Source organism: Polaromonas sp. P1_F8, assembly GCF_056405635.1.
Genome location: NZ_JBFUBS010000003.1, coordinates 79,975 through 92,055, shown reverse-complemented (window position 1 = coordinate 92,055; position 12,081 = coordinate 79,975). Strand labels below are relative to the sequence as shown.

The window sequence follows — 12,081 nt, the reverse complement described above, 5'->3', positions numbered from 1 at the left end:
TTTCGGGTCGCTATTGATTTAATAGCTGCTCGCGCCCGTCATATAAGGTCTATCGGCAGTTTTCCTTATAAAACACTCCTCTTCGGAATTCCAGGGTACCTCTGGCGTCCGTCAGGTCGCCGAACATCGACGGCGTGCGGCGCCTCGCCCGCATCCACGGTTTCAATCAAGCCCAGCGCCAGCAACGAGCGCAAGGATTCGTCAAGCGATCGGGGCGGCATGAATTGCTGCAACTGCTCAAACCACACGCCCGTGCCGCACATTTCCAGTACATCGTGCAAGTAGCGTGACAACGAGCCTGTGGCCTGCGCTTTGGTATTGACCGTGTCCACACAGGCGCGGCCTCCCGGCGTCAGCCGGTAACAGCGTGAGGCGAGGCCTGGAAGAGGGAGCGCGTGGGTCGAGGTCATGGGTGTCTCCTTCGGCAGCACTCATGGTGAACCTGCGGCCGTGAAGTGCTCTTGACAGAAATCAAGAGCAGGCCTCACCTGACACGGCTTTCTTGACGGCAGTCAAGATTTGGGGTTTTAGAGCGCGCCGGCGTGAGATTCATCCGGTTTGTAAAGTGCCGTCAGGTGCTGATGGCATTGGTAAATGTCAGGCGGTTGCCAAAAGGGTCCCTGATCGACATGTCCCGGCTCCCCCACGCGGTGTCTTCAATGCCGGGACGGGCGTGCTTGTAGCTCTTCGCCAAAAGCTGCTGGTGATACGCGCCAAGCTCGTCCGTTTCAATCCGCATCGCAGCACCCGGACTACAGTCACCATGGTGCTCCGACAAATGCAGCACACAGCCGTCTTTGGAAATCTGTAGGTAGAGAGGCAAGCCTGGCTCAAAGCGATGCTCCCAATCGATCTTGAAGCCGAGAAAGTCGATGTAAAACTCCCTGGCTTTGGCTTCATCGAAGATGCGAAGGATGGGGGTAGTTTTTCCAAAACTCATCTCTGCAATCTCCTCGTCAAATAAAGCAGCTAGCCAATGTAAGGCCCCTTGACCTCACCCCAGCCCCATCGCGGCATGGGCGCATCAGCGTCCACCGTGGCACCCGGCTGCGAATTGATCACGGCCAGTCGCGAACCCCACTCAAGGTATCCCACCAGCGCCGACCTGAATTCCGGGTCGTCGGGCATGCCCAGTTCATCCGCCGTTTCAAGCAGCAAGGCCACCCAGCGGCGCCGCTGCTCCTGCAGCAGATGCCGGTTCAGGTGCTGCCGGATCATGTGCGGATGGCCGCCATGCTGCTCCGAATAGGTCGCGGGTCCACCCAGGACTTCGCCCAGAAATGCGGCGACATGGGCCGGGTGGCCGTCGTCCATGTGAGCGAACACAGGCCCCAGCAAGACGTCCTTTTTCACATGCTCATAAAAGCGCGTGGTCAACCGGGTCAGAGCGTCTATACCGCCTACCCATTCGTACAAGCTTGGAATGACACGTTCCGGCATGGCAATGTCCTGGCAGGTTCAATGGAGAGATGTCTCAAGGAAAACGCAGATTAACATTGCCACCGGCATTCATGCCACCACATTCCTAACGTCCATCAGCCCCCGTCAAATACCCACCATGCTCACCATTGAAGGACTGTGGTTCCGTTACCCCAACCCGCAAGTCGAAATTCTTGGCAACTGGTCCGGCGAAATTCTGCCCGGCGTCACGCTGGTACAGGGCGGCGATGGGCGTGGCAAGAGCACCCTGCTTCGCCTGCTGGCGGGCACCTTGCCGGCCGATGAGGGGCAGTTGCGGCTTAACGGTATTTCCCTCAAAGACAGGCCGCATGCGTATCGCCAGCAGCTGTTCTGGGTAGAGCCGCGCACCGACACGTTTGACCAACTCACGCCGCCGCAGTATTTCGAAGCTGTTCGTGACCAGTACCCGGGTTTTGATGCGGATTTGATAGCCCCGCTGATCGAAGGCCTGGGGCTGGAGCCGCACATGGGCAAGCAGCTGTTCATGTTGTCCACTGGGTCGAAGCGCAAGGTCTGGCTGACGGCGGCGTTTGCGTCGGGTGCTGCGGTGTTGTTGCTTGACGAACCTTTTGCCGCGCTGGATGCACCCTCGATTGCCTTTGTCAAAGAGCGGCTTCAAGACATCTCAACGCATGCAGGGCGGGCGGCAGTCATTGCGGACTATGCGGCTCCTAGCGGTGTGCCGCTGGCCGGTGTGATCGACCTGGGCGACTGAACGGGAACCGAATTACTTCGGAACGAAAGCCAGCTGCTGCGCGACAAACCCGTCAAAGGCTTTGAGCAGCGGCTGGTATTTTTCGGGATCACTTTCCAATTGCGCCAGTGCCGCGCACGTTGCCTCCAATGTTGAGAGCTGCCCCGGCTTGTGCGCCTTGCGGATCAGGTAGTTTGAGGCCGGCATATCCTCCAGCGACAAGCGAGGGAGTTGCCGCAGCACCGGGCTCAGGTGCAGCATCTTGCGGCTTTTGCGCCAGGTGCTGTCCAGCACCACGAGCCGCACGCGCGACGGGTCTTTGAGTCGCGCGGTATCCAGGGCCGGTGCTTCATCTTCCGGCGTCTGCGGGTACAGGAGCAAGGTGTACTTCGGCTCTTTCAGCGCATCATGCAAGTCAACCTCGTCAAAGGCCTCACCCGTCAGCATGCGGCTGCGCAGCAGACTCAGGTGCAGCAGGCGGGCGCTGTTTTTGGCATGGTCGACCTCCCGCGGGTGCTGGAGGATAAGCACTTCCGCTTCATGCGCCGTCGGCGTGATCCAGGCGCAGATGCAGGCGCTTTGTGGGCGAAGGCACGCGGCGCAGCGCGGGCGTGTCACGGGCAGCGACCCGTCTCAGGGCTTGCGCTTGTCGACCACGTCTGCCTTGTCGCCATTGACATAGGCATTTCTCAGATGCACCGGCTTGCTCTTTTTCTTGCGCATGCGGATGTTGAGCATTTCCACCGCCACAGAAAACGCCATGGCAAAGTAGACATAACCCTTGGGTACATGATGGTCCAGGCCCTCGGCGATAAGCACCACACCCACCACAACAAGGAAAGACAGTGCCAGCATCTTGATGGTCGGGTGGTCGGAGACAAAGCGGCCGATGGCCGGCGCGAACAGCATCATCAAACCCACCGAAGCGATGACCGCGGCAATCATGACCGGCAGGCTGTCAACCATGCCGACTGCGGTGATGATGGAGTCCAGCGAAAATACCATGTCCACAATCATGATCTGCACGATCACGGCCGCAAACGTGGCCTTGACGGCGCTGGAGGCATGGCCCTCTTCACCTTCCATCGACTGGTGGATTTCGCCGGTGCTCTTCCAGATCAGGAACAGGCCACCGGCAATCAGGATCAGGTCGCGCCCCGAAATTTCCTGCTTGAAAATGGTGAACAGCGGATCCACCAGCCCGATGATCCACGACAGCACAAACAGCAAGCCGATACGCATGAACATCGCCATAAAAAGGCCCAGGCGCCTTGCCAGCTCCTGTTTGTCCTTGGGCAATTTGTCGACCAGGATGGAAATAAAGATGATGTTGTCGATGCCCAGCACCAGCTCCAGCGCAGTGAGCGTGGCAAAAGCAATCCACATTTGCGGATCAGTCAGCAGTTCCATCATGACTTTTTCTCTTTCTCATCAATTTAGTACAACAAGATCATAAAAGTACCCCAGACGCTCCAGGCCAGCCGGGGCCGCGGGACTGGCTTTGCCAGACCGCAGGCGCAGCGGCCCCCTCGGGGGGCAGGGAGCTACACGCAGTGAGCGACCGTGGGGGTCATGATCCAAGAAACTCACCAATCGGCTTCAGGTCATCGATGCGATCACAAATCGATTTGACAATCATCAGGATGGGGATGCCGAGCAACAGGCCCCACACCCCCCAGAGCCAGCCCCAGGCCAGCAAGCCGACGAACACCGCCACCGGACTCATGCGGCTGGCGCGGCTGGTAAGCCACGGCGTCAGCAGGTTACCCACCACGGTATGAATGGCCAGCGAGGCCCCACCCACAGCCAGCGCCATGTTGAGCGAACCAAATTGCATAAAGGCCACCAGGGCCGACGTCGCCGCCGTGACCAGCGAGCCGACGTAAGGAATCAGGTTCAGCACGGCAGCGGCAACGCCCCACACGGCGGGGTTTTCCAGCCGCAGCGCCCAAAGCGCCAGCCAGGTCAACACCCCGACCAGCGCACTGGTCAGGAGCTGCACCTGCAGGTAGCGCTGGATCTGGTCGGTGATCTCATTGAGAGCCTGCAGCGTGATCTTTTTGCTGCTGATGCTGGAGCCCGCAAGCTTGATCAGCTTGCGCCGGAAGCTGTCGCCCGAAAGCATCAGGAAGTAGGTAAAGAAAACCACCACGGTCGCCTGGCCGATCAGTGCAATCAGCCCGATGGTGCCTGACCAGAGATAATTCTTGATGTTGAACCGGGCAGGCTCCACCACGACACGCATCGCCCCACGCGTGTTGCTGGTCGCCGCACTTTCCTGCGCGGCCTGTTCAAGCTGTGCGGCGGCTTTCTGCACGGTTTCCAGCGCACTGTCGGACTGGTTGGTGCGCACCTTCACGGCCTGGCGGAATTTCTGCGCCGCAGCCGGCAGCGCTTCCAGCAGCTGCGCCGCTTCGTCGCTGAGCGAATAGGCCGTCGCACCGATGCTGCCCACAATCGTCAACAACACCACGGCAGCGCTCAGCCAGCGTGGAACGCGTTTCGTTTCAAACCAGTTGACCACCGGTGAAAAAGCATAGCTGAACAAAACACCCAGCATCACCGGAATAAAGACGGCCTTGGCCCAGTGCAGCACAACCAGGCAGGCGAGACCCGCCAGTACCACCAGCGACATGCTGCGGATATCAACCGGAACCCGGACATGCAGCTGTTCAGGATCGCCCGGCACTGCTGGTGATGCCGCGCGTACGACACGCTCTGCGGGTTCTTCGGTCATATGTCTCCCATATTCGTTTTTGCGCCTCGGGCGTGACAAAAAAGCACACCACAATTCCCAGGCTGTACTTACATATTGCAACCGATATGCCCCGGAAAATTTGTAGGACGCTTTCGCTGGAACTGTGTTCCCAAACCGGATTGACGCTGACGCACCTGCTCGCCCTGGCAGCCGTGACTCCATCCTGACGCGGAGAAGCAGGCTCAGGCCGCGATGGCTTCCCGAACGGCGCTCAGCTGCCGCCTGGACACCGCCAGCAGCTCCTCAATACCATTGAGCCGTACCGCCCAGCCCTCGCCCTCTTCGGGGTCGAAATGTTTTTCCAGCGCGCGCACGGCCCGGCGCGCAATCAGCGCGTTGCGGTGAATGCGCATGAAACGGGTCGCATGGCGCTCTTCCAGCTCGCTCAGGGAACCATCGAGTATGTAGCTGCGGGTCGCGGTACGCACAGTGATGTATTTGAGTTCGGCTTTGAAATACAGCACCTCGGCCAGCGGCACACGTTCGGTGCGGCCGCGGTCCTGGATGATGAGCGTTTCTTCCGCTGCATCCGCCGCGGACACCCTGGACTGGCCCAAACGCTCTACCTTCTGCAACGCCTGCTGCAGGCGTTCCAGGCGTACCGGCTTCGTGAGGTAGTCGACGGCCTCCAGTTCAAAGGCCTGTACGGCATGTTCGGAATGGGCCGTGACAAACACCAGGGCGGGTGGCTGCGCAAGTGAAGCAATGGTGCGCGCCAGCGCGATGCCGTCAACGCCGGGCATGCGGATGTCAAGCAGCACCGCATCGAAAGATTCACGCTGCAAGGCCTTCATGGCCTGAACAGCATCGGCGGCTTCAGCTGCCGCCACTGCGGCCGGGGCGGTGCAATCGCCCAGCAAGGTGCGCAGGCGCGAACGCGCCAGGGCTTCATCGTCAACCACCAATACCTTGAGCGTCATGCGGGAATCTCCAGTCGAACCTGAAATATGCCGTCCTTGAACACCGTCTTGAATTTCGCCTCGACATCATGCAGCAGCGCAAGGCGTTCGCGCACATTGGCCAGCGCCAACCCGTGGCCGCGCTCACCGGCGCCTGCGGGGGTTGAATTGGTCACCTTGATCACCACCGTGCTGCCTCGCCGGAGGGTGGATATTTTCAGCTGCGCGCCGCTGGCACTGGGTTCCACGCCATGCCTGACGGCATTTTCCACCAGCGGCTGCAACAGCAGCGGCGGCAGCTTGGCCTGGTCCGCTTCGGTGTCCAGGCTCCACTGCACCTGCAGCCGGTCACCAAAGCGGATCTGCTCAATGGCAAGGTAACGCTGCGCCAGCGCGATCTCCTGGCCGAGCGTCACGGATTCGGCCGGATCGGCCAGTGCATGGCGAAAAAGCTCACTCAGGTCTTCCAGTACAGCCTCGGCCTTGGCGGGCTCGGCACGCACCAGCGCAATGGCGCTGTTCAGGGTATTGAAAAGGAAATGGGGGCGAATGCGCGATTGCAGTTCGGCAAGGCGTGCCGCCGTGGCTGCCGGCGTACGCGCCTTGGCCCGCCAGAACAGCCCCGCCAGCATCATGGCGGACAGCAAGGCACCCGCCGCCGCACTGGCCCACCAGGGCACCGGCTGGAGCAGGCCCAGCAGGGCCAGCAAGCCACAGCCGTACAGCCCCGACACAACACCCAGTGCAATACCCGCCGCCCACTGGTGCGAAGGCTCCAGCCGGTTCAACTGCCCCTTCAGCGCACACACTGCAATCAGCCAGGCCAGGGTGGCGGGCAGCACACCGCCAGTGAGCAGCGAAAAGCTCAGCAGCCAGTCCAGGGGTTCGCTCGCAGCAAACATCACACACACGCCGGTCACCGCCTCTACAAAGAGCACGGCACGCAAAACCACACCCACATGGCAAGCATCAAACATGCTGGTGCGGGTGGAAGTGCGCGGCACCGCTTCCTCATCGCCCGGAATAAAGCTGCCCAGCAACGTGGATTCGCTGAAATTCTTCTGATCGGGCACAGGCTTCATGGACGTCGGCGGCTCTTCGGCTATCGTGGAAAAACGGATCAGCTGGGGCAGCGCACGGCAGGGGTTTCCCACGGGGCCCGGCACCCAGATAAAATCATTGGGAAGAGTATTGCACTGCCCAAGGCGATTCGGCCATGGGTTAAACACTATTTAGGCCCGGCGGGCTGCGCAACTGCCCGAAATGGCGTGCTTTACCCCACAGACCGGCCAGTGACTGCCTCAAAGAAAGCCTGACGTGAATCAATTCGACAAAAAGTCCCAAGCCTGGTCCGCCCTTTTTTCCGAACCCATGAGCGACCTGGTGAAGCGTTACACGTCCAGCGTGTTTTTTGACAAGCGCCTCTGGCAAGCCGACATTGCCGGCTCACTCGCTCACGCCGAAATGCTGGCAGCGCAAAAGATCATTCCCGCCGCCGACTACGCCGACATCCAGAAAGGCATGACGCAAATCACGTCCGAAATCGACTCCGGCGCTTTTGAGTGGAAGCTGGATCTCGAAGACGTGCACTTCAACATCGAAGCGCGCCTGACCCAGCTGGTGGGCGACGCCGGCAAGCGCCTGCACACCGGCCGCAGCCGCAACGACCAGGTCGCCACCGACGTGCGCCTGTGGCTGCGCAGCGAGATCGACCTGATCGGCGGGCTGCTGACCGATCTGCAAAAAGCGCTGGTTGACATCGCCGAGAAAAATGTCGAAGTCATCCTGCCGGGCTTCACCCATTTACAGGTGGCCCAGCCGGTGAGTTTTGGCCACCACATGCTGGCCTATGTGGAAATGTTCAGCCGCGACGCCGAGCGCATGATGGAGATCAGGAAGCGGGTGAACCGCCTGCCGCTGGGTGCGGCAGCACTGGCCGGCACCAGCTACCCGCTGGACCGCGAACGCGTGGCCAAAACGCTGGGCATGGTCGACGAAAGCGGCCAGCCGCAGGTATGCCAGAACAGCCTGGACGCCGTGAGCGACCGTGACTTCGCGATTGAGTTCACGGCGGCCGCGTCGCTCGCCATGGTGCATATCAGCCGCATGAGCGAAGAGCTGATCTTGTGGATGAGCCAGAACTTCGGCTTCATCCACATTCCCGACCGCTTCACCACCGGCTCGTCCATCATGCCGCAGAAGAAAAACCCCGACGTGCCCGAACTGGCGCGCGGCAAGACCGGCCGCGTGGTCGGCCACCTGATGGGCCTGATCACGCTGATGAAGGGCCAGCCCCTGGCCTACAACAAAGACAATCAGGAAGACAAGGAGCCGCTGTTCGACACCGTCGACACGCTCAAGGACACGCTGCGCATCTTTGCCGAGATGGTGGCCGGCATCACCGTCAAACCCGAAGCCATGGAAAAGGCCGCGCTACGCGGCTACGCCACCGCCACAGACCTGGCCGACTACCTGGTGAAAAAAGGCCTGCCCTTCCGTGATGCCCACGAAACCGTGGCCCACGCCGTCAAGGCCGCCACAACCCATGCGGTGGACCTGTCCGAGTTGCCGCTGGCCGTACTGCAGGAATTCAACCCCAGCATCGAAAAAGACGTGTACGACTGCCTGAGCCTGCGCGGCTCGCTGAACGCCCGCAACATCCTGGGTGGCACTGCGCCGGCACAAGTCAAGGCCCAGATCACGCGGCACCGGGCGCGGCTGGCCTCGCTCTCCTGACCCCTGGACGCGCTAGGCGCCGGTTATGGCGCGAACCGCACTGAAGCTCGGCCCATAGCCGCCGTACAGAACCGGGCAGGCAGCGAGCGCCTGAAAACGCTCCACCAATGCCGACGCCGAGCGCAGCGGCGGGCCTTCATACACCGGCTGCGCTCTCGCCAGCAAAGCTGTCAGTCTCGACTGGTGCTGCAGGTCATGCCCGTTGCCGGGTAGCAGACGCTCAACCAGCCCGCTGCCACGTTCACGGCCTTCCCCATGGGCGATTCTTTGGCATAACAGGGCGTCGCCAGCCTCAGGTGCCGCTTCGTACGCGGTGCACAGGTTCACGCCGCCGCCAGGCAAGCCGGCGTCAAATACATCCAGGTGACTCAGTAGCAGGCCATCGAGCTTTCCAGTGATCTCCAGCGCATAACGCAGCAGCACCGCATCGGCATGCCCCCTGCGAAAACGCCCTTGCCAGCCGTCACCCGTGTTGTGGGGTTCCGCCAGCACATCGAGCGCAGCATCAAACGTGGGCAGGGGTCCGTTGCCGTGCCTTGTGAGATAGCTTCGCAAGATGCCCAGGTGCATGATAGGGCCGGTCAGCCCCAGATCGGCGGTCACCGACTCTACCGAGGCGGGATGGATGCTGCTCCAGGTCGTATGCGGATGAAAGCCATGCCATTCATCCAGCAGAACACCTTGTGCGCCTTCAAAGAGCACAGTGCCGCATCCCTGGAGTTCCCGGGCGATCTCCGGGCTCTGCGCGGGTTTGCATTGCCGGGCCAGTTCTGCCACGGAGGCGAGCCAGCGGGCGGACACACTGGCATCTCTCAGCAACCCTTGCTCTTGCTGCCACGCGGCTGGCTGCGTAGCCGGGCCGGCCGGTGCGTCAAACCCGGCCAGCAGGCGCCGCCGGATGGCTTCGAGCTTGTCGTGCGCGCGGGCCGGCGCCAGCAAGTCGCCATAGCACAGCACTTCGCCCGGATGCGCCAGTGCGTGGCGCACGGTTTCCCCCACGCCAACCCCGCAGGTACCGTGGCTGGCCGCGCCGCGCCGCAATTCGCGCAGCCGGCCGGCCGCCTGGTGAAACGGTGTGTTGATACGGCAGCGCGCGTCAATGCGCAAACGCGCGAGCGCATCCGGGATCCCGAGTGCCTGCAACGCGGCATGCTCGACCAGCAAGGCCGTCGGATGCACTACCACCGGGCTGGCGAGGACGCTCAGGACGCCCGGCACCAGGGTGCCCGCGCAAAACTGGGAAAAGGTATGGTGCCGGCCGTCGGGCAAGACCACGTTGTGACCGGCCTGCGCGCCGCCGTTAAAACGCACTACCGCCCCGGCCTGCCACCGGCGGCACAGGAAATCGGTGAACAGCCCCTTGCCGCAGTCGCCAAAGCCAAGGCCTAGCAGCGACACCAGCCGGGACGGGGCCGCGCCACGACCGTTCAGCACACCCGCCACCGCCCGAAAGCGCTCAACCGAAAAGGCGCCGCCACCAGCTTGACCTGACCGGCGCCGCGCCGGTCGCCTGCGCATGCACGTGACGAATGCTGGACGGATCCAGGTGAGCAGCATAGGCATCCAGGCAACGCAAGACCGAGCCTGTGCGCTCGGGCGTGGCGCCGCTGGCCTTGAGGACGCGCGCCACAGCACCCAAATCCGGCAAGGCGCGCTCCGTCAGCCCGACGATGGCCGCCGCGACTGCGCATGCGTCTTCGGGAGACTCCATGCAGATGACGTTTTCTCCGAGCAGCTCGCGCCAGCGCTTTTCGCAGTTGCGCCGGCGCTCCAGGTCGGGGATCAGGAAAAACAGGTGGTAGTTTTCGGCGGCTGCCGCAATGACTTCCTCGATCGGGATGTCTTCATCCAGTTTTTCAGAGAAAAGGGCCTCCACCTGGTGCCGTGACACGGCCGGATAGGGAAGCTCGTCACCGGTCATGAACAGGTAGCCGCGCTTTTTTCGCTTGGCCCAGCAGTCCAGGTCGGTGTGCTGGGCAACGGTGTAGAAAGCCAGCTCGTAGCTTTCACTGCCCGAGCCGCCACCGCCTCCCTCCAGATAGCTCCAGGTCAGCCATTGGTCCATCAACTCGGCGGTGGATTCAAACTGACCCACCTGCAGCGGCGCCCGGTCAGATGTGGCGTCACCGATGGCCATGAACATCAGCTGCGGATCGGGGATGTTGCAATCGCCCAGCAGCTTCATGAACGTCGGCAGCTCCTGCTGCGCCAGGATGCGGGGGATGTCTCCCATCGAGCCGGTAACGTCCAGTGCGAACACGACGGCCAGCGACGCCGGGTGGTCGGCACTGTCGCGCGACTCCCGGACCTTGAGCCCGCGCGGGTCCATCAGCGCGTGGCAGGCCCGTTGGGTAAAGACCTCGGTGTGTGGGCTGGCAGATCGGTTGGCCACCATGGCCGCATGTGCCGCGTATGAATAATTTCCGTGTCCCATGAAGTCGGCTCCTCTTTTGGTAATTCAGTAATTCTGATTCAGTGCAGAGCGGACGCTGCAGTCGGGTGAAAAACGACAAAACGCGACACGCCAAAAGACTGCTCGGCCGCCTGACCCAGTTGCGCCAGCAACCCGCGCGCGCCATGCTGTGCGCACCAACGGGCATCTTCGCTGCCAGCCAGCAATAGCGCGGCCAGCGGCGCAGGGGTGGTTGCGGGCAGAGACGGCGGATGCTCGCCGCTGCCGGCCTGGCCGCTCAACAGCATGCGTATGCTCCACGCCAGCTGCATCAGGTCCTGCACCGCCCCATGCCCGCCATGCCGCGCCCGCGCCCAGCCAATCATCTGGACGCCATGGTTGCGCGGGTGCACGAGCAAATGCTCCGGGCACAGGTCGCCATGCTGCCAGCTGTTGTCATGAAGATAGGCCAGTACCTCCAGCACACGCCGCCACATCCAGACGGCATGGCGGGCGTCCACGCCCGTTGGATGCCCACGCATGACGTCGGCAAGGCTGCCCCAGAATCCCGTGGGATGCCTGAGCGCCAGCGCATGCCGCTCGGGCGACGTGCCGTCCCGCGCGGTGCCTGAAGCAACGAGCTGCGGCAGGCGCTGGCTGAAGTAAGCCGAGCCTGCTGTTTTAAGCGCCTGCAATTGCCTGATGGTCTCCGCCTCTTGCTGCAGCACGGCAGATGCGCCGGCGTCACGCGCCAGCTTGAGCGTCACGCGCTCGCCGAAAGGATGCACGCGCTGCGCGAGAAAGACCTGCGACGACTCGCCGCCGCCCAGGCCGGCCAGCAGGCCATATTGCCGTTCGCCGACGGACACCACGCGCGCCGGGAGATCGACCGCCTGGTGCACCCGCAGCCAGGCTTCGTGAAACGAGGCGGCACGGATGGTTTCCGCGCCGCGGCTGACGGTGGCCCCGCAGTAGCTGCAGGTGACCGTGCGCCAATAAGCCGCACGCGGCAACGGTGCGGCGCATTGGGGACACATCAGGCTGACAAAGGGCATGGTGTAAACGTCATGTTGAACAAGGCGCCTGCCAGGGCAGTCACGGCTGCCGGAGTATGGCATGGCCCCGGGCGGGCCACTTGCGC

At 62.4% G+C, this 12,081-nt stretch carries 13 protein-coding genes; 2 read left to right on the top strand and 11 right to left on the bottom strand.

The features are described 5' to 3' along the window. Positions 1–65: 65 nt before the first annotated feature. The 3 genes from AC1D1J_RS12240 to AC1D1J_RS12230 all read right to left on the bottom strand — a co-directional run bounded on the left by AC1D1J_RS12240 (position 66) and on the right by AC1D1J_RS12230 (position 1,440). Positions 66–410: a hypothetical protein gene (locus AC1D1J_RS12240; RefSeq protein ID WP_477688031.1), complete on the bottom strand. Its 345-nt coding sequence runs from the start codon at positions 408–410 to the stop codon at positions 66–68. Positions 411–571: 161 nt separating this feature from the next. Continuing rightward, the gene (locus tag AC1D1J_RS12235) at positions 572–940 is read right to left on the bottom strand and encodes a glyoxalase superfamily protein (RefSeq protein ID WP_477694841.1); all 369 of its coding nucleotides are present in this window, start codon (positions 938–940) and stop codon (positions 572–574) included. Positions 941–969: 29 nt separating this feature from the next. After that, positions 970–1,440: a group II truncated hemoglobin gene (locus tag AC1D1J_RS12230; protein ID WP_477694840.1), complete on the bottom strand. Its 471-nt coding sequence runs from the start codon at positions 1,438–1,440 to the stop codon at positions 970–972. Positions 1,441–1,558: 118 nt separating this feature from the next. Between AC1D1J_RS12230 and AC1D1J_RS12225 the strand changes: the two genes are divergently transcribed. Then, positions 1,559–2,176, top strand: coding sequence for an ABC transporter ATP-binding protein (locus AC1D1J_RS12225; protein ID WP_477694839.1), 618 nt, complete (start codon positions 1,559–1,561; stop codon positions 2,174–2,176). 12 nt (positions 2,177–2,188) lie between these two features. On the opposite strand, the gene AC1D1J_RS12220 is transcribed toward AC1D1J_RS12225, so the two are convergent. The 5 genes from AC1D1J_RS12220 to AC1D1J_RS12200 form a co-directional block, all read right to left on the bottom strand. Beyond that, positions 2,189–2,773 carry a tRNA-uridine aminocarboxypropyltransferase gene (locus AC1D1J_RS12220; protein WP_477694838.1) on the bottom strand — a complete coding sequence of 195 codons (585 nt, stop codon included), beginning with the start codon at positions 2,771–2,773 and terminating at the stop codon, positions 2,189–2,191. Positions 2,774–2,788: 15 nt separating this feature from the next. Beyond that, positions 2,789–3,568 (bottom strand): TerC family protein, encoded by a 780-nt coding sequence (locus tag AC1D1J_RS12215; protein WP_477694837.1) that lies wholly within the window; start codon positions 3,566–3,568, stop codon positions 2,789–2,791. 157 nt (positions 3,569–3,725) lie between these two features. After that, positions 3,726–4,892, bottom strand: a complete 1,167-nt coding sequence (locus AC1D1J_RS12210) for an AI-2E family transporter (protein WP_477688026.1) — start codon at positions 4,890–4,892, stop codon at positions 3,726–3,728. 203 nt (positions 4,893–5,095) lie between these two features. After that, on the bottom strand, positions 5,096–5,833 hold the full coding sequence (locus AC1D1J_RS12205; protein ID WP_477694836.1) for a LytR/AlgR family response regulator transcription factor: 738 nt from the start codon (positions 5,831–5,833) through the stop codon (positions 5,096–5,098). Beyond that, positions 5,830–6,894 carry a sensor histidine kinase gene (locus AC1D1J_RS12200; RefSeq protein WP_477688024.1) on the bottom strand — a complete coding sequence of 355 codons (1,065 nt, stop codon included), beginning with the start codon at positions 6,892–6,894 and terminating at the stop codon, positions 5,830–5,832. The genes AC1D1J_RS12205 and AC1D1J_RS12200 overlap by 4 nt, the downstream gene beginning before the upstream one ends. Before the next feature lie 235 nt (positions 6,895–7,129). On the opposite strand from AC1D1J_RS12200, the gene argH reads away from it, so the two are divergent. After that, entirely contained in the window at positions 7,130–8,548 is a 1,419-nt protein-coding gene (gene argH / locus AC1D1J_RS12195) for an argininosuccinate lyase (RefSeq protein ID WP_477694835.1), read from the top strand. 12 nt (positions 8,549–8,560) lie between these two features. On the opposite strand, the gene AC1D1J_RS12190 is transcribed toward argH, so the two are convergent. The 3 genes from AC1D1J_RS12190 to AC1D1J_RS12180 are packed head-to-tail and all read right to left on the bottom strand — an operon-like array spanning position 8,561 to position 11,995. Then, positions 8,561–9,982 carry an adenylosuccinate synthetase gene (locus AC1D1J_RS12190; RefSeq protein WP_477694834.1) on the bottom strand — a complete coding sequence of 474 codons (1,422 nt, stop codon included), beginning with the start codon at positions 9,980–9,982 and terminating at the stop codon, positions 8,561–8,563. Positions 9,983–10,004: 22 nt separating this feature from the next. After that, entirely contained in the window at positions 10,005–10,982 is a 978-nt protein-coding gene (locus AC1D1J_RS12185) for a VWA domain-containing protein (protein WP_477688021.1), read from the bottom strand. Positions 10,983–11,020: 38 nt separating this feature from the next. After that, a complete protein-coding gene (locus tag AC1D1J_RS12180; protein WP_477694833.1) occupies positions 11,021–11,995 on the bottom strand; it encodes a lipopolysaccharide kinase InaA family protein in 975 nt (324 codons plus the stop codon). Positions 11,996–12,081 lie beyond the last annotated feature (86 nt).

Bases quoted from the DNA above. Each gene is read 5' to 3' on its own strand.
- AC1D1J_RS12200 (WP_477688024.1), bottom strand. From the start codon at position 6,894: ATGAAGCCTGTGCCCGATCAGAAGAATTTCAGCGAATCCACGTTGCTG.
- AC1D1J_RS12230 (WP_477694840.1), bottom strand. From the start codon at position 1,440: ATGCCGGAACGTGTCATTCCAAGCTTGTACGAATGGGTAGGCGGTATA.
- AC1D1J_RS12205 (WP_477694836.1), bottom strand. From the start codon at position 5,833: ATGACGCTCAAGGTATTGGTGGTTGACGATGAAGCCCTGGCGCGTTCG.
- AC1D1J_RS12210 (WP_477688026.1), bottom strand. From the start codon at position 4,892: ATGACCGAAGAACCCGCAGAGCGTGTCGTACGCGCGGCATCACCAGCA.
- AC1D1J_RS12235 (WP_477694841.1), bottom strand. From the start codon at position 940: ATGAGTTTTGGAAAAACTACCCCCATCCTTCGCATCTTCGATGAAGCC.
- AC1D1J_RS12240 (WP_477688031.1), bottom strand. From the start codon at position 410: ATGACCTCGACCCACGCGCTCCCTCTTCCAGGCCTCGCCTCACGCTGT.
- AC1D1J_RS12215 (WP_477694837.1), bottom strand. From the start codon at position 3,568: ATGATGGAACTGCTGACTGATCCGCAAATGTGGATTGCTTTTGCCACG.
- AC1D1J_RS12180 (WP_477694833.1), bottom strand. From the start codon at position 11,995: ATGCCCTTTGTCAGCCTGATGTGTCCCCAATGCGCCGCACCGTTGCCG.
- AC1D1J_RS12185 (WP_477688021.1), bottom strand. From the start codon at position 10,982: ATGGGACACGGAAATTATTCATACGCGGCACATGCGGCCATGGTGGCC.
- AC1D1J_RS12225 (WP_477694839.1), top strand. From the start codon at position 1,559: ATGCTCACCATTGAAGGACTGTGGTTCCGTTACCCCAACCCGCAAGTC.